The sequence below is a fragment of the Dysgonomonas sp. 37-18 genome (assembly GCF_001899125.1).
Taxonomy (GTDB): domain Bacteria; phylum Bacteroidota; class Bacteroidia; order Bacteroidales; family Dysgonomonadaceae; genus Dysgonomonas.
Genome location: NZ_MKVC01000024.1, coordinates 1 through 20,790 on the forward strand (window position 1 = coordinate 1; position 20,790 = coordinate 20,790).

Annotated in this window: 18 protein-coding genes, 1 tRNA gene and 1 pseudogene; 8 read left to right on the forward strand and 12 right to left on the reverse strand. The window is 36.6% G+C overall.

Annotated elements, in window-relative coordinates; all coding sequences use genetic code 11:
• The 7 genes and pseudogenes from BGO84_RS09330 to BGO84_RS09360 all read right to left on the reverse strand — a co-directional run.
• A pseudogene (locus BGO84_RS09330) lies at positions 1-223 on the reverse strand (arsenite S-adenosylmethyltransferase); the annotation flags it as partial.
• Between the two features lie 21 nt (positions 224-244).
• Entirely contained in the window at positions 245-1,279 is a 1,035-nt protein-coding gene (gene arsB / locus BGO84_RS09335; protein ID WP_291028912.1) for an ACR3 family arsenite efflux transporter, read from the reverse strand.
• The gene (locus tag BGO84_RS09340) at positions 1,272-1,697 is read right to left on the reverse strand and encodes an arsenate reductase ArsC (protein WP_291028913.1); all 426 of its coding nucleotides are present in this window, start codon (positions 1,695-1,697) and stop codon (positions 1,272-1,274) included. Before BGO84_RS09340 ends, arsB begins: the two co-directional genes overlap by 8 nt.
• Before the next feature lie 73 nt (positions 1,698-1,770).
• Positions 1,771-2,232, reverse strand: coding sequence for a GNAT family N-acetyltransferase (locus BGO84_RS09345; protein ID WP_291028914.1), 462 nt, complete (start codon positions 2,230-2,232; stop codon positions 1,771-1,773).
• Between the two features lie 4 nt (positions 2,233-2,236).
• Entirely contained in the window at positions 2,237-2,557 is a 321-nt protein-coding gene (locus BGO84_RS09350) for a metalloregulator ArsR/SmtB family transcription factor (RefSeq protein WP_291028915.1), read from the reverse strand.
• 350 nt (positions 2,558-2,907) lie between these two features.
• Positions 2,908-3,993, reverse strand: a complete 1,086-nt coding sequence (locus BGO84_RS09355; RefSeq protein WP_291028916.1) for a site-specific integrase — start codon at positions 3,991-3,993, stop codon at positions 2,908-2,910.
• Between the two features lie 458 nt (positions 3,994-4,451).
• Positions 4,452-4,524, reverse strand: a tRNA-Lys gene (locus BGO84_RS09360).
• A 226-nt stretch (positions 4,525-4,750) separates the two neighbouring features.
• On the opposite strand from BGO84_RS09360, the gene BGO84_RS09365 reads away from it, so the two are divergent.
• The 4 genes from BGO84_RS09365 (at position 4,751) to queF (ending at position 8,043) form a co-directional block, all read left to right on the forward strand.
• Positions 4,751-5,122 carry a BlaI/MecI/CopY family transcriptional regulator gene (locus BGO84_RS09365; protein ID WP_135103511.1) on the forward strand — a complete coding sequence of 124 codons (372 nt, stop codon included), beginning with the start codon at positions 4,751-4,753 and terminating at the stop codon, positions 5,120-5,122.
• Complete coding sequence (locus BGO84_RS09370) at positions 5,122-6,753, forward strand: M56 family metallopeptidase (protein WP_291028917.1); 1,632 nt, start codon at positions 5,122-5,124, stop codon at positions 6,751-6,753. The genes BGO84_RS09365 and BGO84_RS09370 overlap by 1 nt, the downstream gene beginning before the upstream one ends.
• Before the next feature lie 164 nt (positions 6,754-6,917).
• Positions 6,918-7,574, forward strand: coding sequence for a 7-cyano-7-deazaguanine synthase QueC (queC, locus tag BGO84_RS09375; RefSeq protein WP_291028918.1), 657 nt, complete (start codon positions 6,918-6,920; stop codon positions 7,572-7,574).
• A gap of 1 nt (position 7,575) precedes the next feature.
• On the forward strand, positions 7,576-8,043 hold the full coding sequence (gene queF, locus BGO84_RS09380; RefSeq protein ID WP_135103505.1) for a preQ(1) synthase: 468 nt from the start codon (positions 7,576-7,578) through the stop codon (positions 8,041-8,043).
• 34 nt (positions 8,044-8,077) lie between these two features.
• Here the strand turns inward: queF and BGO84_RS09385 are convergent, their stop codons facing one another.
• Both BGO84_RS09385 and BGO84_RS09390 read right to left on the reverse strand, forming a co-directional pair.
• Positions 8,078-9,451, reverse strand: a complete 1,374-nt coding sequence (locus BGO84_RS09385) for an MATE family efflux transporter (protein WP_283686882.1) — start codon at positions 9,449-9,451, stop codon at positions 8,078-8,080.
• A 9-nt stretch (positions 9,452-9,460) separates the two neighbouring features.
• Entirely contained in the window at positions 9,461-10,780 is a 1,320-nt protein-coding gene (locus BGO84_RS09390) for a YihY/virulence factor BrkB family protein (RefSeq protein WP_291028919.1), read from the reverse strand.
• Between the two features lie 289 nt (positions 10,781-11,069).
• Between BGO84_RS09390 and dnaG the strand changes: the two genes are divergently transcribed.
• Entirely contained in the window at positions 11,070-13,070 is a 2,001-nt protein-coding gene (gene dnaG, locus BGO84_RS09395; RefSeq protein ID WP_291028920.1) for a DNA primase, read from the forward strand.
• Positions 13,071-13,194: 124 nt separating this feature from the next.
• On the opposite strand, the gene BGO84_RS09400 is transcribed toward dnaG, so the two are convergent.
• Positions 13,195-13,476, reverse strand: coding sequence for a hypothetical protein (locus BGO84_RS09400; RefSeq protein ID WP_006844569.1), 282 nt, complete (start codon positions 13,474-13,476; stop codon positions 13,195-13,197).
• Positions 13,477-13,892: 416 nt separating this feature from the next.
• Here BGO84_RS09400 and BGO84_RS09405 point away from each other — a divergent pair, with 416 nt between their 5' ends.
• Both BGO84_RS09405 and BGO84_RS09410 read left to right on the forward strand, forming a co-directional pair.
• The gene (locus BGO84_RS09405) at positions 13,893-14,702 is read left to right on the forward strand and encodes a metallophosphoesterase (protein ID WP_291028921.1); all 810 of its coding nucleotides are present in this window, start codon (positions 13,893-13,895) and stop codon (positions 14,700-14,702) included.
• Entirely contained in the window at positions 14,683-15,324 is a 642-nt protein-coding gene (locus tag BGO84_RS09410) for a hypothetical protein (RefSeq protein WP_291028922.1), read from the forward strand. Before BGO84_RS09405 ends, BGO84_RS09410 begins: the two co-directional genes overlap by 20 nt.
• A 4-nt stretch (positions 15,325-15,328) precedes the next feature.
• On the opposite strand, the gene BGO84_RS09415 is transcribed toward BGO84_RS09410, so the two are convergent.
• Positions 15,329-16,393, reverse strand: coding sequence for a tetratricopeptide repeat protein (locus BGO84_RS09415; RefSeq protein ID WP_291028923.1), 1,065 nt, complete (start codon positions 16,391-16,393; stop codon positions 15,329-15,331).
• A gap of 112 nt (positions 16,394-16,505) precedes the next feature.
• The gene (locus tag BGO84_RS09420) at positions 16,506-18,596 is read right to left on the reverse strand and encodes a dihydrofolate reductase (RefSeq protein WP_291028924.1); all 2,091 of its coding nucleotides are present in this window, start codon (positions 18,594-18,596) and stop codon (positions 16,506-16,508) included.
• 274 nt (positions 18,597-18,870) lie between these two features.
• Between BGO84_RS09420 and BGO84_RS09425 the strand changes: the two genes are divergently transcribed.
• Positions 18,871-20,778, forward strand: coding sequence for a TlpA disulfide reductase family protein (locus BGO84_RS09425; protein WP_291028925.1), 1,908 nt, complete (start codon positions 18,871-18,873; stop codon positions 20,776-20,778).
• The last annotated feature ends 12 nt before the right edge of the window (positions 20,779-20,790 follow it).

Sequence of the window (20,790 nt, forward strand, 5' to 3'; positions counted from 1 at the left end):
TACCTGCATACTCAGTAGGTAATCCACAGCCTACACCCAAATCCGCATCGGCTTCATATCCTTTAAGCCCGCTGTAGTCTTGGCTCATAATTGTAAAGACTTTTTTTGAAGGAGTTGCAGGGTTCGTTCCACAACAGCAACCGGATTTTAAAGCATCACTATTCAAAGCCAATTCACTATATCTTTGTTTTACCAAAGCTTTCTTTTCTTCGTTCGTGTTCATATTAAAAGTATTGTAGTTATTTTATTTATAATATTTCTTTTTTAGCCAAAAGGCAATGTTTACCAACAGGATAAGTACAGGAACTTCCACCAATGGGCCTACTACGCCTGCAAAAGCCTGTCCGCTATGCAAGCCGAAGACACCAATAGCAACAGCAATAGCCAGTTCAAAGTTGTTACCTGTGGCTGTAAAAGCTATCGAAGCATTTTTATCGTAAGACGCCCCCATTAATTTTCCTGCAAAGAAGCTGAGGAAGAACATCACTACAAAATAGATTAATAATGGTATTGCTATACGCACTACATCTAATGGTATTTGTACGATCAGTCCTCCTTTGAGACTAAACATTAATACTATGGTAAATAGTAAGGCGATTAAAGTAATTGGAGAGATTGTAGGAATAAATTTTTCTTTATACCATTGTTCCCCTTTTATTTTAACTAATATCAATCGGCTTAGAATACCTATCAGGAAAGGAATACCCAAATAGATAGCTACTGTTTCGGCTATTGTACCTATGGATATATCCACGATTGTACCCTCAAAACCGAACAAGGGAGGAAGTTTTGTTACAAATATCCACGCATAAAAACTGTAAAAAAATACCTGAAAAATACTATTCAGGGCGACAAGTCCCGCACCGTATTCTGTATTACCTTCTGCCAGATCATTCCATACAAGCACCATTGCAATACACCGTGCAAGACCTATCAGGATAACCCCCACCATGTATTCGGGATAATCGTGTAAAAAGAGAATGGCAAGTAAGAACATTAGGGCAGGTCCGATAATCCAATTCAGGACTAACGAGACAGTCAGTATTCTGACATTCTTGAAAACTTTCGGCAGTTGTTTGTAATCTACTTTTGCCAATGGCGGGTACATCATCAGGATTAGACCGATTGCCAGAGGAATGTTTGTTGTTCCGCTCGACATGGAATCTATGTAGCTGCTGAAAGACGGGATAAAATACCCCAATCCTACACCGATAGCCATCGCAAGGAATATCCAAAGTGTTAAGTTCTTATCTAAGAAACTCATTTTCTTTTTACTCATGACCTTTTATCTTATCGGTGTATAATTCATAAAATGCTATTTTGATTTCATCCCTTACCCTAATATACTCGGATTGAATAAATTCGGGTGTTCCCGTAGCTTCGGACGGATCATCAAAACCGATATGCAGACGGTTCTTTACTTTTCCCGAGAATGCAGGACAGCTTTCATTTGCACCACCGCAAACGGTTATCACATAATCCCATTTATCATTCATATATTGCTCCACACTATCGGATGTATGGTGTGAAATATCTACACCTGCATCCTGCATGACTTCTATTGCCTTTGGGTTTACCTTTCCGCTTGCTTTTGTCCCTGCGGAATAAACAGACAATGAAGGATCGAATGCTTGTAAAAATCCGTGTGCCATCTGGCTACGGCAACTATTTCCTGTACACAGAATTAAAATTCTCATATTATTTATAATTTCGCGTTTACACTAACAGTTCCTATTTCGTCGAATAACGAATGCTTGTCTTAAAAAAATATCAGGATAAAACTTTTGACATTTTATAGTTTGTCATGGAAATACCAATGCAAACGGTCTGTTGTTCCAAAATAATATAGCCTTTTTTTGAGAAGAAAGGTTGGGCTGTAATACTGACATCAGCAGTTATTTCTGAAATATCTTTCAACCGTGCATATTCCTCAATTCTCTTAAGTAAGAATGATGCAACACCCTTTCCCTGATAGTCCTTATGAACAAACATAAAATTTAAATACCCTGACAATTTTAGGGCAGCAAACCCTAATATTGTATTGTTTTCCTCGGCAAGTATGAAGTATTGCTCATTAATACGTTCCTCCCATACACTGGGATCCTCTCCTCTTGCAGCCCAGCATCCGACCTGTTTGGGTATATAGTCTTTTAAATTGACTGAAAGGATAGTTGAACGGAACAGTTCTTTAATAGCAGGGATATCCTTTTTTGTTGCAAATCTGATGTTCATAATATCAGCAAATATCGTCTGTATTCTGTAATTGAGTAAAAAAGTCACTAAGCAGTTCTTTCGCTTTATTCCAGTTCTCGCTATTGATACAATATTTCACGGTGGGTAATGTAATCGTCCCCTGAATCAATCCTGCATCTTTTAACTCGTTCAAATGCTGTGACAGTGTACTTTTAGCGATAGGTAATATCTCTGACATGTCGCCATGATAGCAGCATGATTGATTGGCAAGCATTTCAAGGATAGCAATGCGAATAGGATGTCCTAATGCCTTCGCAAAGCGTGCAAGTTGTTCCTGATCGGCTGTTAATTCTTTCTTTGACATAAATTTGATATTTATAGTTCGCAAATATACGAATATAATTTTAATTCGCATATTTGCGAATATTTATTTTGTAAATTATCTTAGAGAAAAATATCCAGATATTAATCTAAAGTTTTCAAAGAGTAGCGAAAGGGGAAAAGTTTTTTAGTATCTTAACTTTGACTATATAGTATCATTTTTTTACTACCACATAAATTCCATTTGAAGATGAAAATCTAAGAAATTCAGTTCTCTAAAACGAAAATTTTATATCTTTACAAAAGATAAGTTGCTCTTTATATATTGAGGAAATTAAGCATATCTAAGAACTAAGCTGGTTTCTAAATCGTTACCTATCACTGAAAATAATCTTATAACAATCTAGTTTTCAGCCGAAAACAAAAATGTATATGTCTGGCTATGTGAAAAGTTAAAGTTTTATCAATATTACAAATTGCAGCTATCTCTTTCAAATAATCATTCATTTTTTGATTAGTAATTACAGGTAATACTTTTCCATTCTTTTGTTTTCCTTTATACTTCTCAAGTATCTTATAAGGAATATCTAACAATCGTACATTGACTTTTACTCCGGTCTTACTCCTTTTAGTCATTATCCACAAACTTTGATCAAAAGCTTGTTGAATGTTAGATTCTGCAAGGTTAAAAACATCTATGTAAGAAAGTCCCGTAAAACATGAAAAGATGAAAATATCACGGACCTGAGATAATCTTTTTGATGCGAATACTTTTGTGTAGATTGTATTAATCTCATCTAAAGTCAATATTTCCCGCTCAACTTCATCATAATGAAATTTGAAATTTATGAATGGATCTGGAATTGTTTCTCCATGCCCTTTTATAATAAAATTAATAACCCTGCGTAGTCGTTGTAAGAACTTCATTGCAGTATTATTATTTATTTCTGATTTATTTCTGAGGTACAAATAGAAATCTTCCAATAATATAGTATTCATTTCTCGAATAGAGATATCTGTTAGGTTATATTTTTCTGATAAAAACTCAATCAGTCTTGTCTTAACTAATTCATATCTTTTGTATGTAGTGTATGTCGTATTTTTACCAACTTTTTGCTGATATTGTTCATTGTGTTTGGTAAAATAATATATTAAAGTTTTATGAGCAGTATCTGTACCCAATAAATCATTCTTTATTTCTTCGGGAAGAGCATACCCATTTTCTTCCATTCTCTTATTGTATGCTTTGTCTATACGCGAGGATAGATTGGTGAGTTTTCTGTTTATTTCTGCAATTTCTTCTGTTCTACCTTTTGCTTTTCCGGCTTTTGCATCCCATTGGTTCGGATGAATATCAATCTTTGTGCTAAATTGTGTAACCTTACTGTTGATCGTTATCCGGAGCATAATCGGATACATACCATTACTTTTAGGTTGATTCTTTCTTAAATAGAAAAGTGTTCTGAATGTTGACTTCATAATCTTCAATTTTAATGTTACAAATTACAGTTTTTGTTATTGAAGAATCTTAGACAACTCTATGACAACTTGTAGTAAATGAGATGTTTATTTAGTAAATCGTTACTAAAATTTAGTGTCAAAAAATAGTAACGATTTAGTAACGATTTATGGCTTTTAAATGTCTTTTTTATCATCCTAAGCTGTCTTTCAAAAACAATAAAAAGCCACCTGAAATCTAATTCTCAGATGGCTTTTCTTTAATTTGTCTTAGTCTATACTTTGACTTTTGTGACCTCGGAGGAGTCGTTTTTTATACCATCTTTGAATTGATATTCAATCATTTAATCAATATAATAAGTTTATAAGTAATGACTTAGGAACGATTTAGGGAGGTATTCATATAAAAGAAAAACCTTCTAAATCTACTATTTAGAAGGTTTCATTTTCATTGGCTCAGATTTGACTCTGGCTTTCTGTGACCCCGGAGGGGCTCGAACCCTCGACCCATTGATTAAGAGTCAATTGCTCTACCAGCTGAGCTACGGAGTCGTTTGGTGAGTGCAAAAGTATAATAATTATTCTTTTTAAGAAAATTAATCTAAGAAAAATTAGCTTTTATTAATCACTCTTTTTCTTCGTCTTAAATAATACACTACTATAAATATAGCTAAACATTGATTTTGAATACAATAATTCTTCAGAGAACACCTTTTAACTAAAAAACATAGTTACAACTAAAACATTTAGTTATATTTGTTTTAAATAAATATCTAACATGAAAAACCTAACAAAAAAAGAAGAGGAAATAATGGACATTCTTTGGTCGCAAGGTCCTATGCGAGTCAAAGACATTCAAGATCTGTATGATGACCCAAAACCTCATGTAAACACAATATCAACATTAATTCGTATACTTGAGGACAAAGGCTATGTGGGCTACGAACCTACAGGAAAAGCTTACAGGTATTATGCACTGGTAAGCAAGGATAGCTTCAAAAAAAACACACTGACAAAGATAATCAGCGAATACTTCAACAACTCTTATTTGGGAGCAGTATCTTCACTTGTCGAAGAAGAGAAAATTTCCGTCGAAGACCTAAAGGGGTTAATAGAAAAAGTGGAAAATGCAGCTAAAAATAAAAAGTGATGGCAGACTTATTAATATACAGCACCAAGGTTTCCTGTGCTTTATTCTTCTTCTATATAATATATAAACTGGTATATAGCCGGAATAAATTTTTCAGAATAAACAGATTTTGTATTCTTTTATTTTATATCAGCAGCCTTTTTATCTTTCTTATAAAAATAAAAACCTCTGCACTAAACGAAGTACATCAGACCATTGCCGCATACGAATCATCACTGACCAGCGAATCGGCTCCGATAGAATTCATCCCCGCCACCTCCGCCACTTCTATAGTAGTCGCAGAACATGCAACAATAGATTGGATTAGGATAGTGGGAATCATTTATCTGGCAGGAGCACTCTTTATACTGATACGTAACACTTACTCTACTTTGCACATATTGGCTATGATAAAGGGATGCGAAAGACTGAAAACAGAGGGGATCAATATTCTTATTACAGATAAAGACATCCCTTCATTCAGCTGGATGAATTACGTTATTATATCTCGAAAAGATTATAATGAAAACAAAGAAATAGTACTGACTCACGAATTATCGCACATAAGGAATAGGCACTCATTCGACTTACTCTTTTCAGAGCTTTTCGTACTTTTTCAATGGTACAACCCCTTTGCGTGGCTTTTTAGAAGAGAACTGCGTAATGTTCACGAATTTGAAGCAGATAACTGTGTACTAAAATCAGGCATCGATGCTAAAACATATCAAATTTTATTAATTAAAAAAGCTGTCGGCTCACAACATCTCACCTTTATGACCAACAGCTTTAACCACAGTAAACTCGAAAAAAGAATCACTATGATGTTAAAAGAAAACAACAATCCGCATGCAAAAATGAAGTATCTACTTCTGGTTCCTGTATTTGCAATTGCCGTATCAGTTTTTGCCCACCCTCAACTAACAAGTAAATTGGACAAGCTTTCAGACGCTGAAGGTATAGAAAAAAATGCTTATTCGCAAAAGACCGACAAGACTGATGAGAAAACTGAGGTAGCCGAAAATACGGAAATAAACGTCGAACAACAAAAAACTGTCACCCACCCTTCCGACACTATCGACCTGAAAAAGTATAGGGTAGAAGCCTACAAAAAGGGCAAAAGAATCGATTTTAATTCATGGAAAAACTTTGAAAGAAAAGACGGCAAGATTCTTGTTACGTCAGACTCCGCATTTTATTACAAAGGTGATAAAATGCTATCCTATACTCACGGAGGAACAATTCACATTGCAGAAAACACCAAAAATTTAAACGCAGCAACAATACAACGCAGAATGATAGCTGCATATGCCATATCCCATGAAAAACAAAAGGATATGATAAATGCAGCAGGAAGCGAAGAAGCTTTTTTTAAATCAATCGATTTGGATAAATACAGGATAGAAGCCTATCGGAACGGAAAGAGAATCAACTTTGATGACTGGAAAAATTTCAGCGAAAAAGATGGTTATATCATTATAGAATTGGATTCGGCAAATTACTATAATGGTGATAAAAAAATCGGACAAGAGTCTGCCACTCCCGGACCGTTTAAAAAAAACATATCTAAAAACACTGAAAACCTGAATGGTGAAACAATCCAACAGAGTATAATCGGTATGGTTCTACTGCTAAATGGAATCAAGCCCCAATAAATAATCTTAAAGTATCAAAGAGAGCTGTATCCCCAAAATAAGGATACAGCTCTTTTTCGTTTTCACTTTTCATTTTTCACCTATTATTCATTACTTTTGTAGCCGAAGAGAGATTTCTCCTCCGTGTATCTTAGGATTAACCACGTAAAAAACAAAGTTATAGAATGAATAAAACAGAATCAGCGTTGGTCTTGTTTTCGGGTGGACAAGATTCAACAACATGCCTCTACTGGGCACTTGAAAATTTCGCATCCGTTCGTACGCTGTGTTTTACCTACGGGCAACGTCACTCCAAAGAGGTAGAAGTAGCAAATGCTATTGCCGAAAAAGCCAATGTACCATTCCAACTGCTGGATGCATCTATTATCAGCCAACTATCCGTCAACTCTTTGACAAGCGATATTGTCATGGATCAGGAAAAACCGGCAGACTCTTATCCAAATACGTTTGTACCGGGACGCAATCTATTATTTCTTACTTTTGCGGCTGTAATTGCTCGCTCGCACGGTATACGCCACATTGTAACAGGAGTCTCAGAAGCTGACTACAGTGGTTACCCCGACTGTAGAGATACATTTATACTTTCAGCAAATGCTTCTATTAATCTGGCAATGGACGAACATTTCCAGATACATACGCCATTGATGTGGAGAGACAAAACTGCAGTATGGCAATTAGCTGATGAGCTGGGTGTTTTCGATATCATTCGTACTCAAACCCTGACCTGCTACAACGGTATCATTGCCGATGGTTGCGGACACTGCCCTTCTTGCAAATTGCGTAAACAAGGATTAGACAACTATCTAAAGACAAAACTATAATATGACAATAGAAGGACTTAGCCATTTAGGCGGAAAAACCGAATATAAAGATAATTATGCTCCTGATGTATTAGAAGCCTTCGAAAACAAACATCAGGGAAATGACTATTGGGTAACATTCAATTGCCCGGAGTTTACAAGCCTATGCCCTATTACCGGACAACCCGATTTTGCAACAATACACATCAACTACATACCTGATGTGAAAATGGTAGAAAGCAAGAGTCTTAAGTTATACTTATTTAGCTTTCGCAATCATGGGGCATTCCATGAAGACTGTGTAAATATTATGATGAAAGACCTTATTGAACTGATGAATCCGAAGTATATTGAAGTGGTAGGAATATTTACGCCACGTGGAGGCATTAGTATTTATCCGTTTTGCAACTATGGACGTCCGGGTACGAAGTTTGAACGACTGGCAGAAGAGCGTCTGATAAATCATAACCCACAGCAAATATATAAATAGTTAAGAGGCTTTAAAGCCTCTTTTTTTATTCTGATTATGCTATCTTAGGTCTTCGTTTTTGTACTCTTTTATAGACTACCGTAAACCAAACAGGCAGTATTATGCCTTTACATACCGTAGATATAGCAATTGCCCACCACACCCCAACAATGCCCATTTGCGAAGCCAGATAATAAGCCAAAGGGATGCGTAGCGCATTGAATGTGATACTTATCACGGCAGGCTCTACTGTGCGGCCAATACCATTAAACATACCTTGTGTAGTCAACTCAAACATCATAAAAATCTGAACCAACCCCATAACAAACAAATATTCGGCTCCGGCTCGCATAGCATTCTCTTCAGGAACAATAATTCCAAAAATTTGAGCACCAAACAAAATAAATGCAATACTGACAAAAATTCCTAACGTAAACATAACACGTATCGTATAGATATATGCCTTTTTACCTCTTTCCAATTTATTGGCAGCATAGTTCTGAGCAACAAAGGCACTCAGCGCCGTAGAAAATCCCTGTGATGTATTCCACGTAACCGCCTCTATCTGTCCTCCCGTTGTCTGAGCCATCATGCCTAGATGCCCACCATGAATAGAAGCAACACGTGCCAAGTTCATATTAATGATGGCATACAATGAGTTCATTATAGAGACAGGCGTTCCTAGAAAAATTATGCGTTTAAGGTAAATACCTTTCGGCTTAATAAAGAAGGAGAAATCGCCTAAAATACGATTACCATATTTAATCTGATAAAAGAACAAAGAAAACACAAACAATTGTGCAGCAACTGTGCCAATAGCGGCACCGTGCAATCCCATCCCCATACCAAACATCAAAATAGGGTCGAGTATCATATTTAACACGAGCCCGGCTGCATTATTTTTGAAAGGAACAGTACTTCGCCCTGCACCATTGTATATCCCTGCGAAATTGTATGACAAGAACTGAAACGGAAGACTAATAGTGAGTATTCGTAAATAAAGTACCGCATCGGCTGTAATATCAGCAGATAGTTTGAAAAAAGATAAGATAGGATTAGCAAAAATAAAGAGTGTAGACACCCATACCACGCTAAGCACAATAGAGGTAGTTGTAGAATGTGAGGCGTATATAGCTGCACGTTTCATTTTCTTCGCACCTATCGATTGACCGACTGCGACCTCCGATCCGATCATAGCCAGATATGCGACCGATGAAGTCAACCACAACAACATACCTATAGCACCGATTGCAGCTTCCGATTTGGTTGCTATTTCGGGATGAGACACAGTACCCAGCCTGCCAACCCACGACATAGCCATCAGCGTGTAAGCCATCTGTAAAAAGCTTGTACCCATCAGGGGTAAAGCCAAACGTATTAAGGTAGAGAATATTTTTCCCTCGGTAAGATTATGAATACCTGATTTCACGTGTATGAATTATAAATTTTTGAGCAGTTTGTCCCCATTTTCGCTATCCGAAAGCTCTTTAATTTCTAAAATAGTCTCCCACTCTTTCCTGAATTTTACATTTGTATCAATCACAAAATCCTCTGAGCCATACATCTCTATTTTCTCAAACAGATAACTTACGGTAATATGATTGATATCCAATGCGGGTATAAAGGCGGGTACTAATGCGTTTTGAGATGGAGTCTCTACAATAAGCCCGATATCCTGCAAATAAAAAAGAGTATCACTAGTCAATTTTGTCGGAATTTTATATTGCTCCGAAAGTTCATCAGCAGTGTAAGGCATATCTCCTTTTTCAAACCGCTTAACAATCAAAGTCATTATTAGTAATGCAACAAAATCCTTATAGCGACGACTTATTTTAGAAGTTTCATGTTCGAAACTAAACTTATTTACATTCTGATAAGCAAAAGATAGCTGCACACCAAACAAAACAAAAAACCATGTCAGTTGCAACCATAATAACAACAAAGGCAAAGCAGCAAAACTACCATATATAGCATTGTATTTAGAGATCCATATCTGACCACCGATATACAGCATTTGGAATACCTGAAAACATATACCCGTAAACACACCGCCTAATAAGGCACTGGTAAACTTAACCTTCGTATTAGGAATATAGATATATAGTATTGTAAAGAGTAAAATGGTAATAAGAAAAGGAACTACTTTCATAAAAGGACCAATAACCAGTCCCAGTATATACTGTTGCTCGGCTGTAGTGCTCAAAAGAATATTAACCCCGGCATTGCATATAAGAAAAACAGGCGCAATAATGATAAGAGCCAGATAGTCCGTGAACATCCGAAAATAGGTACGTCCTTTTTTTATCTGCCATATTTTATTGAAGTTATCTTCTATATTCGAAAGCAGATTGATTACAGTATACAATAACAAGATGACGCCGACGCCCAAGAAAATCCCACCCTGAGCATATTCGATCGATTTGTCGATAAAAGCTGTCGCCTTATTCAATATCTCCTCTTGTCCTGCAAAATAGCTAAAGAGTTGAGTCTTTACAATATTCTGAAAACCAAAGCCTCGAGCTATGGCAAACAATACAGCTAGCATGGGGACGATAGACAGTAAGGTGCTATATGTCAATGCTGATGCACGTGTAAAAAGTTGCTCTCCATCAATATTCCTGATGGCTAGGATAAAAGACTTAATAATATCGTACAATCCCATTTTACGAGACGATCTCTCGCGCTTGTTTATCCGCCAGATATCATACGTAAGAAATCGAATTACTCTTTTTACAAACTCTTTTATTCTTTCAATCATACGAGATTTTTATCCGAAATATTTACAAATATAGCTTGTTCTTTATAAGTAAACATACTTGATAGATAGAATCTTAAAAAATAGTAACAAATATATCTACCAATAAGATCAATCTTCATTGCTAAAATTTGTAAAAAATCTCTACACTAGACCAATAACCTAACCATAAGAGACACTGTGTAGAATATTCACGAAAGAGGAAGACCGATAAGTATAATTTAACTTTGGCATAGAAATATAAAATATCTATACTGGGATATTTTTATTACTTTCGTGTTAGTAAATAACAATGATAGATCAAGCCACCATAGACCGTATAATAGATGCTGCACAAGTAGTGGATGTAGTATCTCAGTTTGTTACGCTCAAGCGTAGAGGTATAAACTATGTAGGGCTGTGTCCGTTCCACGAAGACAGAACTCCATCATTCTACGTTTCTCCATCCAAGAATATATGTAAATGCTTTGCTTGTGGCGAAGGAGGAACCGCTGTTCACTTCATTATGAAGCATGAGCAGCTCTCTTATTTCGATGCACTCCGTTATCTGGCGAAGAAGTATAACATCGAAATACAAGAACGGGAGTTAACCGATGAGCAGAAGCAGGCTTATAACGAGCGTGAAAGTCTATTTATATTAAATGACTTTGCCCGAAATCATTTTGTAAAGACTCTGCATGAACATATCGAGGGTAAATCTGTAGGTCTAAGTTATTTTAAAGAAAGAGGATTCCGTGAAGATATTATACAGAAATTCCAACTCGGATACAGTCTCGAACAAAGAGACAGCCTCACGCAGGAAGCTATAAGAAATGGCTATAAAGAAGAATTCCTTGTAAAAACAGGTCTCACTATAAAAAGTGAGAGTAACGGCGCTCTCATCGACCGTTTTCGAGGGCGAGTTATATTTCCCGTACACACATTATCGGGAAAAGTTGTTGCTTTTGGCGGACGTATTCTAAAAAAGGCAGAGAACACAGGAAAATACGTAAATTCTCCCGAAAGTGAAATATACCACAAAGGAAGCGAACTATATGGAATATATTTTGCAAAACAGGCTATCACCAAAGCCGACTGCTGCTATCTGGTAGAGGGATACACCGACGTGATATCGATGCATCAGGCGGGTATAGAAAATGTAGTTGCGTCATCAGGAACAGCACTTACTCACGGACAAATCAGGCTCATACATCGCTTTACAGAATATGTAACTATACTATATGATGGTGATGCTGCCGGTATAAAAGCAGCACTGAGAGGGATAGACCTCTTGCTTGAAGAGGGAATGAAAATAAAGGTGGTACTCCTTCCTGATGGTGAAGACCCCGATTCATTTGCACGTAAACAAAATGCCGAGTCGCTGACAAAATATGTACAGGAACATGAAGTGGATTTCATACGCTTCAAAACACAATTACTATTAGATGATGCGGGTAATGACCCTATAAAGCGAGCAACCCTTATCTCCGACATAGTAAGCAGTATAGCGGTTATTCCTGACAACATTATACGCAGTGTATATATAAAAGATTGCAGTATACTACTGAATATAGACGAACGGATACTTATTCAGGAAGTAAATAAGAAAAGGCTTGCTCACCTAGAGAAGGCTCCTCAGCCGAAAATAGATCCGGAACTATCGGCAATCAACGTTGACCTCTCACAGCCTGAAGCGCATAGAGGAAAACCCGTTGTAAAAAAGACCAACATTGATAAGTTTGAGTTGGCGATACTCTATTTCATTGTCCGGTATGGAATGGAAATATTGATTGAAGGAGGAGAAAACAATCCGGCAACAGGCGATATGCCGACAACCGTAATAGATTGGGTGAAATTTGACTTGCAAAGAGATGGTTTTTGGTTTACGAATCCTTTGTATAAAACAATACTGGAAGATGCAATAGAGCACTCGGCTAATGAATATTTCAACCCTAGCCGTTACTTTCTGGCGCATACAGACGCACATATAAGCAAAATTGCAGCCGAGTTGGTAAGCGACAGATATCAGTTGAGTAAACTGCATATAAAACAATTTGGTGAGAATCTTAAAAAGGAAGACACCCCTCTTGCCGAAGAAAAGCATCTCTGGAAAAACGTACCTCGTGCAGTTACCGAGTTAAAAGATGCTCATATATCTAAACAGATGAAGGAGATCAAAGAAGATCTGGAAAAGAAACAAAAGGAGAAAGACTGGGACGGGGCTATTATCCTTATGCAAAAGCTTAAGGAAATGGACGAAATAAAAAAGATTCTGGCAAAAGAATTAGGCGAAAGAATTATTCTGCGATGGTAAGTCGCGGTTGAAGTATTTATTGCCGTACCTCATCTTCACATCTCAATGCCTTTAGAAAAGGAAATGCTTAGTCACATATCTATATAAAATACGACAATAACTCTTCGCGGGGACTTAGAGTACCTTATTCTTCATCCTCGACTATAAACCAGCGAGTACTATCTTTTTCTCTTGTAGCAGCTTGTCCCGGTTGCAAATCAGGGAGTTTCTTTAATATCGGTTCCATCTCCAATATCTCGTCTACCGATACCAGATAAGCATCCTCTTCGTCATCAACTTCATCATCCCCAAACAACTGCCAGTCTCCGTCTTCATCATAGAGAACGAAGGTTATCGGAGATCCGTTTGTTAGTACATAACTGGTTGTCAGTACCGATTTGTTTTTTTGTTCTTCTTTTAGCTTCATTGTTATATATTTTGAAAATAAAGGTAAGCATTATTTAATTAGACAAGGCCTGATTAACTCTCCTATTTATAAGCCTTAACAAAGAAGCCTTTTCACATATATACATAAACAGCTTAGTGACAGGTGCGAAATAAGATATCTCAGCCATTATCTTCCGCTTCTTTATTGTTTTTATCACGTCCCTATTTTACTCTTGGAGATTGGTTTCTATCGATGACGATACAACTCTGAATATTTTTCGCAAGTAATCACTAAGCATCATTTATTACAGAATAGTTGACACGAAGAATCAAGGATAGATAAGGACTTTTCGTTAAAACATCCTTAAAAAAGCTCAATAAAATTGCACAGGCCTTTCCTTCTTTTCCTAATTATATTTATTGGCAGTACTCTTGTACCTCCAAATAATAAGTTAAATGAAAAAATCGATAGGAATATTATTGCTTGGTATTTTATGTATATTTCAGTCATGCGAGATGATCGAATATCATCCGTACGATGGTCGCATTTCAGGGAAAACAGATATCAACAAAAAGAATATAGCACGAATAGAGGAAACTTGTAGAAACAAAGAAACAATACGGTTTGCTATGATTGGCGACACCCAACGATGGTATGATGAAACAGAGGCTTTTGTGAATGCACTAAATAAAAGAAACGATATAGATTTCGTCATTCACGGAGGTGATGTATCAGATTTTGGCCTTACCAAAGAATTTCTATGGCAACGGGATATTCTAAACAAACTGAAAGTACCTTATGTAGTCTTATTGGGAAATCACGATTGCCTCGCAAATGGAATAGAAGTCTTCAGGAAAGTTTTTGGTGAAGAAAATTTCTCTTTCATTGCCGGAAGGACGAAGTTCGTATGTTTAAACACCAATGCCTTGGAATTTGATTATTCGCTCCCTGTACCCGACTTTCAATTTATAGAACAAGAAATAAAAGACAAGAAGGATGAATACGATAAAACAGTAATGGCAATGCATGTCCGTCCTTTTTCGGAGCAGTTCAACAACAATATAGCCAATGTATTTCAACGCTATATAAAAGAATTTCCGAATCTTCAATTTTGCCTCAATGCTCACGATCACAACATAGCAGTAGACGATCTCTTCGATGATGGAATAATCTATTATGGCACACCCAATATAGCTAAAAAGAAATATTTACTATTCACATTAAATTCAGATAACACCTATAACTATGAAGTGGTCGCTTATTAAATATATATCTTTTTTATCACTCGTCCTATTATTCAACCTATCCGGTTATTCTCAGAATGGCTACGAAAAACGTGTAGAAAAATATCAGAACCAGTGGGCCAATCTCATTCCTACACATATAAAATTTCAGTATGCAGGCGGGATGGGGCTTATATCCATAGGAACAGGATGGGACTATGGAAAAAACAATCAGTGGGAAACGGATGTATTCTTTGGATTTCTTCCCAAATACTCAACAAAAGAAAATAAGATAACATTTACCTTGAAGCAAAACTTTATTCCCTGGACAAAGCCAATAGGGACAAAAGGATTCTATATAGATCCGCTAGCCTGTGGCTTGTATATCAACACTATTCTTAACGGAGATTTCTGGATAAGTGAACCCGACAAATATCCAAACGATTACTATTCGTTCTCTACGAAGATGCGTTTTAATGTCTATATAGGGCAAAGGCTTACGTATAAGATTCCACACGAAAAGCGTTTTTTTGCTAAGTCTGTTACGGCTTTTTACGAACTAAGTACAAATGACTTATATCTTGCAAGTGCCTTTACGAACAAGTACCTTAAACCAAAAGACTATTTAAGATTATCGTTTGGTTTGAAGCTCCAATTCTTTTAAAAAATCAATATTGATCTTTTACAAACTTGTTTTTAGAAGACAGCTTGATCGGATTGTTGGAGAACCAGTCTGTAAAGCTTTTCCATTTACTTTCATTCGCAGACTTCCACTGAAGAAATTCGGAAGGATCTCCCTGCATCAATATCCAATAGTTATAGGCTTCAAGGTGTCCGGCATTCATCAACAACTTTTGATAGTCGAGCAGTACATTTGGATATATATTCTCTATATTATTTTTATAGTAGATATTCAAAAAATTAGTGCGAATCGTACTCAATGTAGCCAAATCTAAAGTTTTGACATGCGGAAGAGACAACATAAGGATTGGTTCGTAAATCCCACTACCAAAAGAGGATTCCGAATTATTTTTTAAATCCAGTCCTGCATATTTACAAAAACTGACAGACACAGCAGAGTCACTCACAATCGTGATCTCACTCTTATATGTCTCATAGAGCAACTTACTCATCTCAACTGTGCGATGTGTATTACGCTCCAGATTCATAAACAGTTCACCGTAGAGCATCCCCCATACTTCATCTTCTGTATCTAAATATATTTTAGCTGCCCAATAATAATTAGACGGATATTTAGGGTCTGCTGCGATTCCTTTCTCAAAATAAGACAGTGCAGTGTATTTTTCATCTTGAGCCATATACACATTTCCTAATTCAAAATAAAGAGCACCTGAATCGGGGAATTTCTTTATACCTTCCTCAAATGTCTTTATTGCACCTTCATTATTTCCTATAGAGTTATAGCAAATACCCAACATCTGGAAAAATGTATCCGAAGCTTCTTCATTATCCTGTATCGGTTTCAAAATATTAATAGCCTCTTCATAATTTTCTTCGAGACAATGCGCATAAGCTATTTCGTAAGGATACACAATATTGGCCGGATCAAGCTTTTGAGCTTCCTTAAGCAGAGTGATACTTTCTTCTACTTTTCCACAGTCCATTAATTTTACTGCTTCTATTCCCTTTTGTGCCGCAATATCCTTTTTGGACTGCGAAAGCAAGGGAAGAGTTGAAAGAAAGAAGATTGATGATATAATTAAGATTTTCATTTGCGTCTAGTACATGTTTTTTATGGTGTTTAGCATAGCAAATATATAAATAAAAAAGACCGGAGATATAATTTCCGATCTTTTTTGCATTTATCTTAACGTCTATAAAACATTAATCATTGAATGTTGGCAATGAAGAGAACTCTTTCGAGTATCGAATCATTTGCTCTGCATAACCTTCTTTATAATTAATTTTCACATCTGTAATTTTACCATTGCTATCTTTCACCAATTCGAAAGTAGGGTTTACAAATCCCTTGTAAGGCTTCATATTCAACTTCTTATAACGAGCTAAAACTTCACTATGCAATTTTTGGTCTACCTTGACAGCATAATTTTCTACAATCGCTTTTGCCCCTTTAAAATCGCCTTCCGATTTTATACGTTGAATTTCAGCTAACAGATCCCCAAACAGAGTACGTAATTTATTGTAATCGTTCACTACAACGTATGTTTTTCCGTCTCTCACTTTATATTCGACTACATTGTCTGCTTTTCCTTTTTCATAAACCCATTTAGCGATCAACTGACGATTGCGCATGTGCGATTCTTCTATATTCTTACCCGGCTCTATCCTCACCAACTGAGTCATAAGACCGTTCATCATAAACTTGTAATACTCTGATTTGTATGCATCGCCATTCGGTATTATGCCTAGTTCTACAAGCTTAGGATCGGCAAGGAAATAAAGTCCGAACAAATCGGCACGGGCTTCTTCTATTGTCGAGCTGAATTCTCCTAATGCATTCGGATCAACCTCCGGTAGCAATTTACCCGAGCCATGTCCTAAACATTCGTGAAGGTCGGTATGCAATACGTCTGTTATAAAACCATATTGCTTTACGGAGTTAACTTCACGCTCAGACCACATAAACTCATCATTAAAGCCTGTATGTGCTCCAGCAGCGTCGTAGGCCTCCATTATATTTTCTATTGTCACCGATTTTGACCCATGATCTTTCCGTATCCAGTCGGCATTAGGAAGATTAATACCTATAGGTGTTGCAGGATAACAATCTCCGCCCAGTTGAGCTACTGTAATTACTTTTGCAGATACCCCTTTCACACTTTCTTTTTTGAAACGTTTATCTACCGGAGAGTGATCTTCAAACCATTGAGCGTTTGAGCTGATAACTTCTGTCCGTTTGGTCGCTTCTACATTCTTGAAGTTTACCACCGATTCCCAACTTGCTTTAATTCCTAGCGGATCACCATATACTTCGGTAAAACCATTTACAAAATCAACCTGAGATTTCAGATCTTCTACCCACGCTATCGCATATTCGTCAAATGTCTTTAAGTCTCCTGTTTTATAATAAGAAATCAGCTTAGTGATAACAGCTTTCTGTTGATCATTTTCAGCTACAGCCTCAGCCTTCTCCAGCCATCCTACGATTCGTTCAATAGCAGGGGAATAAAGACCTCCTACTTTCCACACATCTTCTACCAGCTTGTTCCCTTGTTTTATAAGGCGGCTGTTAAGTCCGTAAGAAATCGGAGTTTGATCTGTCGTATCTTTCATAGCTCCATAGAAAGCCTGTACTTCTTTCTGAGTGACGCCTTCTCCGTAATAGTTATTAGCTGAAGAAAGAATTAGGTCGTTACCCGACTGATTTACTTTCTTCGCCATCACATTCGGATCAAACATGACAGGAGTAATCATTTTAATAAAATCATCAGCATTCACAGATTCATCCCCCGAACGACTGGTTCTTGGAATCAGATCATCAGGTAAGGCTTTAACCTGTTCGGCAAAAAACTGTTTAGAAAAGCCCGGAAGGAATTTTTCTTCTCCATAGTGGTGATGTATACCGTTAGAGAACCAAACACGTTTCAGATAAACCTCAAACTCTTTATAATCGTTCGTATTCTTGTCACCTTTATAATTTTCATATATAGCTTCGAGCACACGGCGGATAGCCAGATTGTATTTATTATTTTGGTCGTAAAGAATATCACGCCCTTCGATGGCTGCCATCGATAGATAGTAGACCAGTTCCTTTTGTTGTAACGAAAGGTTATTGAACCCGGGAACGTAATAACGTAGAATTTGGAGATCGGCAAAGGCATCAACCTCATATTTAAAATCAGCAGGAACAGAGTCTGTCAATGCAGCCTCTCCATGGGATGCTTTTTGCGTTCCTCCACAGCCTGCAAACAACATTGAAAATCCTGTCATAGCAATTAATACTGTTTTTTTCATTGAGTTATATATTTATTGTTCGATAGTCTCATTATATCTATAATCTCAAAAAGGTGACAAAAGTGACACTTTTTTGATTGTTTTTACGTGTTACCTTTTTATTGCGAAGAACAGGTTAAACGATATATTAGATATTTTATTCCAAAAGTAATAAAAATAGCAAAGAATATATCTTATAATTCATGACATAGTTTATTACAAATGATTCTGGTCTGGATTATTTAACTAACTTAGGAAAATCTTTTGTATTGCTAACTATCATAATAACAATACCATGAAAACAATTTATTTATTTTTTCTCCTTCTTTTGAGTTTATCTATAACCCAGTGTACAAAACCCGGTCCTAAAATAATAGAAAGACCTGTGTATGGATTACAGAATACAAAAACGATTGAAATAGCCAAGATCATCCTGACTGATTCAGCCACAATTTTGTATATAGATGCTTATTCTTATCCGGAAACCTGGATTCGGATAGATTCGGCGACGTATATTCAAGCTGATGGAAAAAAGTATATAATAACAGGAGCAGATAGCATAGAACTCAATAAAGAGCATTGGATGCCCGAGAGTGGCGAGACTCATTTTACACTATTCTTTCCGCCGATACCAAAAGGAACTAAAACAATAGACTTTATTGAATCTGATTGTGATAATTGTTTCAAGATATGGGATATCGACCTTACAGGAAAAGCTAAAGCTTATAAACCCTCTTTACCTGATAATGTATTGAATTATAAAACCAATAAAGATTACAAGCTACCGGAGCCTGTATTTAAGTCCGGCAGGACAAAAGTCACTTTATACCTGACAGGGTTAAAAGATGGGTATGCAATAGGCGAACCCGAGCTTAGCGTAGAAAATATAATTGCACAGGAAAGGGATGAAGTTGCAGGAAAAAAAGAATCAGATGGGAAATACACTTTCGATATAGACCTGTATTCTACATCCACAGGATATCTTTTTTGTAATAATATATCGATAAAGGTAATACTCAACCCGGGAGAAGATATGGAAGTGTATTATGATGCGACGGCTTTCTCAAAACGGAATTCTCGCTATAACCCGCAGCCGGATTTAGCTTTCGGAGGATTCACCGGCGGATTATCCGAGCTGAATACACAGCTTTTACAATACAAAGATTCTGTGATTGCTTATAATTTTATGTTGCATGCATATTGGGATCTTAGCGATCCGGCAATTCTGGACATGGACAGCGAGCAGTACCTTGATTACATCTTTGGGCTTTATGACGAAAAGATACAGAAAGTTGAAAAATCGGACCTGCCTCAGGCTATGAAGCAAATTGTGAAGTATAATCTAAAAAGTTCTCTTATAAACAATATATCTCTGAAACACAGAGTATACGAATTGAGCTATCGCAAAAAGAACAAACTGGATTGGAATAAACCTGTTGAAAAAACTCTTCCTAAAGCAACAGAAAAAGATTTTCTTGCTCTTAAAAAAGTAAATCTTAATGACCCGATGTTCGTTTACTCTGATGATCTTAGTTATACGGTATTAAGCTTGCTGAATAGTAAACCTGCTGATTTAAGTATCGAAGAGATAACAGATACTAAATCCGGATATTTCCAAGACATGGAAAAGGTTTCAAAAATAATAAAGAAAGGTTTTCTTTTGGAAGAACTAACGTCAGATGATGAAAAGAAATTGTCTGAAGCTTCAACACCGTATTATAAAGAGGTATATACACAAATCTTTGAAAAAAGTAAGCGAGAACAGGAAGCAGCATTGGCAAAGGGTGGTTTTATGATTGAATCAACACCGGTTGTGACAAATGATAAAATACTGGAATCTATTATTGCTAAATACAAGGGACAAGTTGTTTTTGTCGATTTTTGGGCAACGTGGTGCGGCCCGTGCCTGATGGCTATGAAAACAATAAAACCAATAAAACCTCAAATGAAAGAGAAAGGGGTTGTTTCTGTATATATTTCGGGAGAAACATCGCCTAAGGGTAAATGGACAAGCATGCTGCCTGAGATCGGTGGTCTACATTATTACCTTACAGATCTACAATGGGGTGCTTTGGAAAAGAAATATAATATAGATGGAATTCCAACCTATATGATTTTTGACAAGAACGGTAAGAAAGTTTTTGAAACTACAGGATATCCCGGAAATGATAAAATCTTAGAAGAATTATCGAAAGTATGGTGAGTGAATAGCATA

Bases quoted from the DNA above. Each gene is read 5' to 3' on its own strand.
- arsB (WP_291028912.1), bottom strand. From the start codon at position 1,279: ATGAGTAAAAAGAAAATGAGTTTCTTAGATAAGAACTTAACACTTTGG.
- BGO84_RS09340 (WP_291028913.1), bottom strand. From the start codon at position 1,697: ATGAGAATTTTAATTCTGTGTACAGGAAATAGTTGCCGTAGCCAGATG.
- BGO84_RS09345 (WP_291028914.1), bottom strand. From the start codon at position 2,232: ATGAACATCAGATTTGCAACAAAAAAGGATATCCCTGCTATTAAAGAA.
- BGO84_RS09350 (WP_291028915.1), bottom strand. From the start codon at position 2,557: ATGTCAAAGAAAGAATTAACAGCCGATCAGGAACAACTTGCACGCTTT.
- BGO84_RS09355 (WP_291028916.1), bottom strand. From the start codon at position 3,993: ATGAAGTCAACATTCAGAACACTTTTCTATTTAAGAAAGAATCAACCT.
- BGO84_RS09365 (WP_135103511.1), top strand. From the start codon at position 4,751: ATGAAAAACCTAACAAAAAAAGAAGAGGAAATAATGGACATTCTTTGG.
- BGO84_RS09370 (WP_291028917.1), top strand. From the start codon at position 5,122: ATGGCAGACTTATTAATATACAGCACCAAGGTTTCCTGTGCTTTATTC.
- queC (WP_291028918.1), top strand. From the start codon at position 6,918: ATGAATAAAACAGAATCAGCGTTGGTCTTGTTTTCGGGTGGACAAGAT.
- queF (WP_135103505.1), top strand. From the start codon at position 7,576: ATGACAATAGAAGGACTTAGCCATTTAGGCGGAAAAACCGAATATAAA.
- BGO84_RS09390 (WP_291028919.1), bottom strand. From the start codon at position 10,780: ATGATTGAAAGAATAAAAGAGTTTGTAAAAAGAGTAATTCGATTTCTT.
- dnaG (WP_291028920.1), top strand. From the start codon at position 11,070: ATGATAGATCAAGCCACCATAGACCGTATAATAGATGCTGCACAAGTA.
- BGO84_RS09400 (WP_006844569.1), bottom strand. From the start codon at position 13,476: ATGAAGCTAAAAGAAGAACAAAAAAACAAATCGGTACTGACAACCAGT.
- BGO84_RS09405 (WP_291028921.1), top strand. From the start codon at position 13,893: ATGAAAAAATCGATAGGAATATTATTGCTTGGTATTTTATGTATATTT.
- BGO84_RS09410 (WP_291028922.1), top strand. From the start codon at position 14,683: ATGAAGTGGTCGCTTATTAAATATATATCTTTTTTATCACTCGTCCTA.
- BGO84_RS09415 (WP_291028923.1), bottom strand. From the start codon at position 16,393: ATGAAAATCTTAATTATATCATCAATCTTCTTTCTTTCAACTCTTCCC.
- BGO84_RS09420 (WP_291028924.1), bottom strand. From the start codon at position 18,596: ATGAAAAAAACAGTATTAATTGCTATGACAGGATTTTCAATGTTGTTT.
- BGO84_RS09425 (WP_291028925.1), top strand. From the start codon at position 18,871: ATGAAAACAATTTATTTATTTTTTCTCCTTCTTTTGAGTTTATCTATA.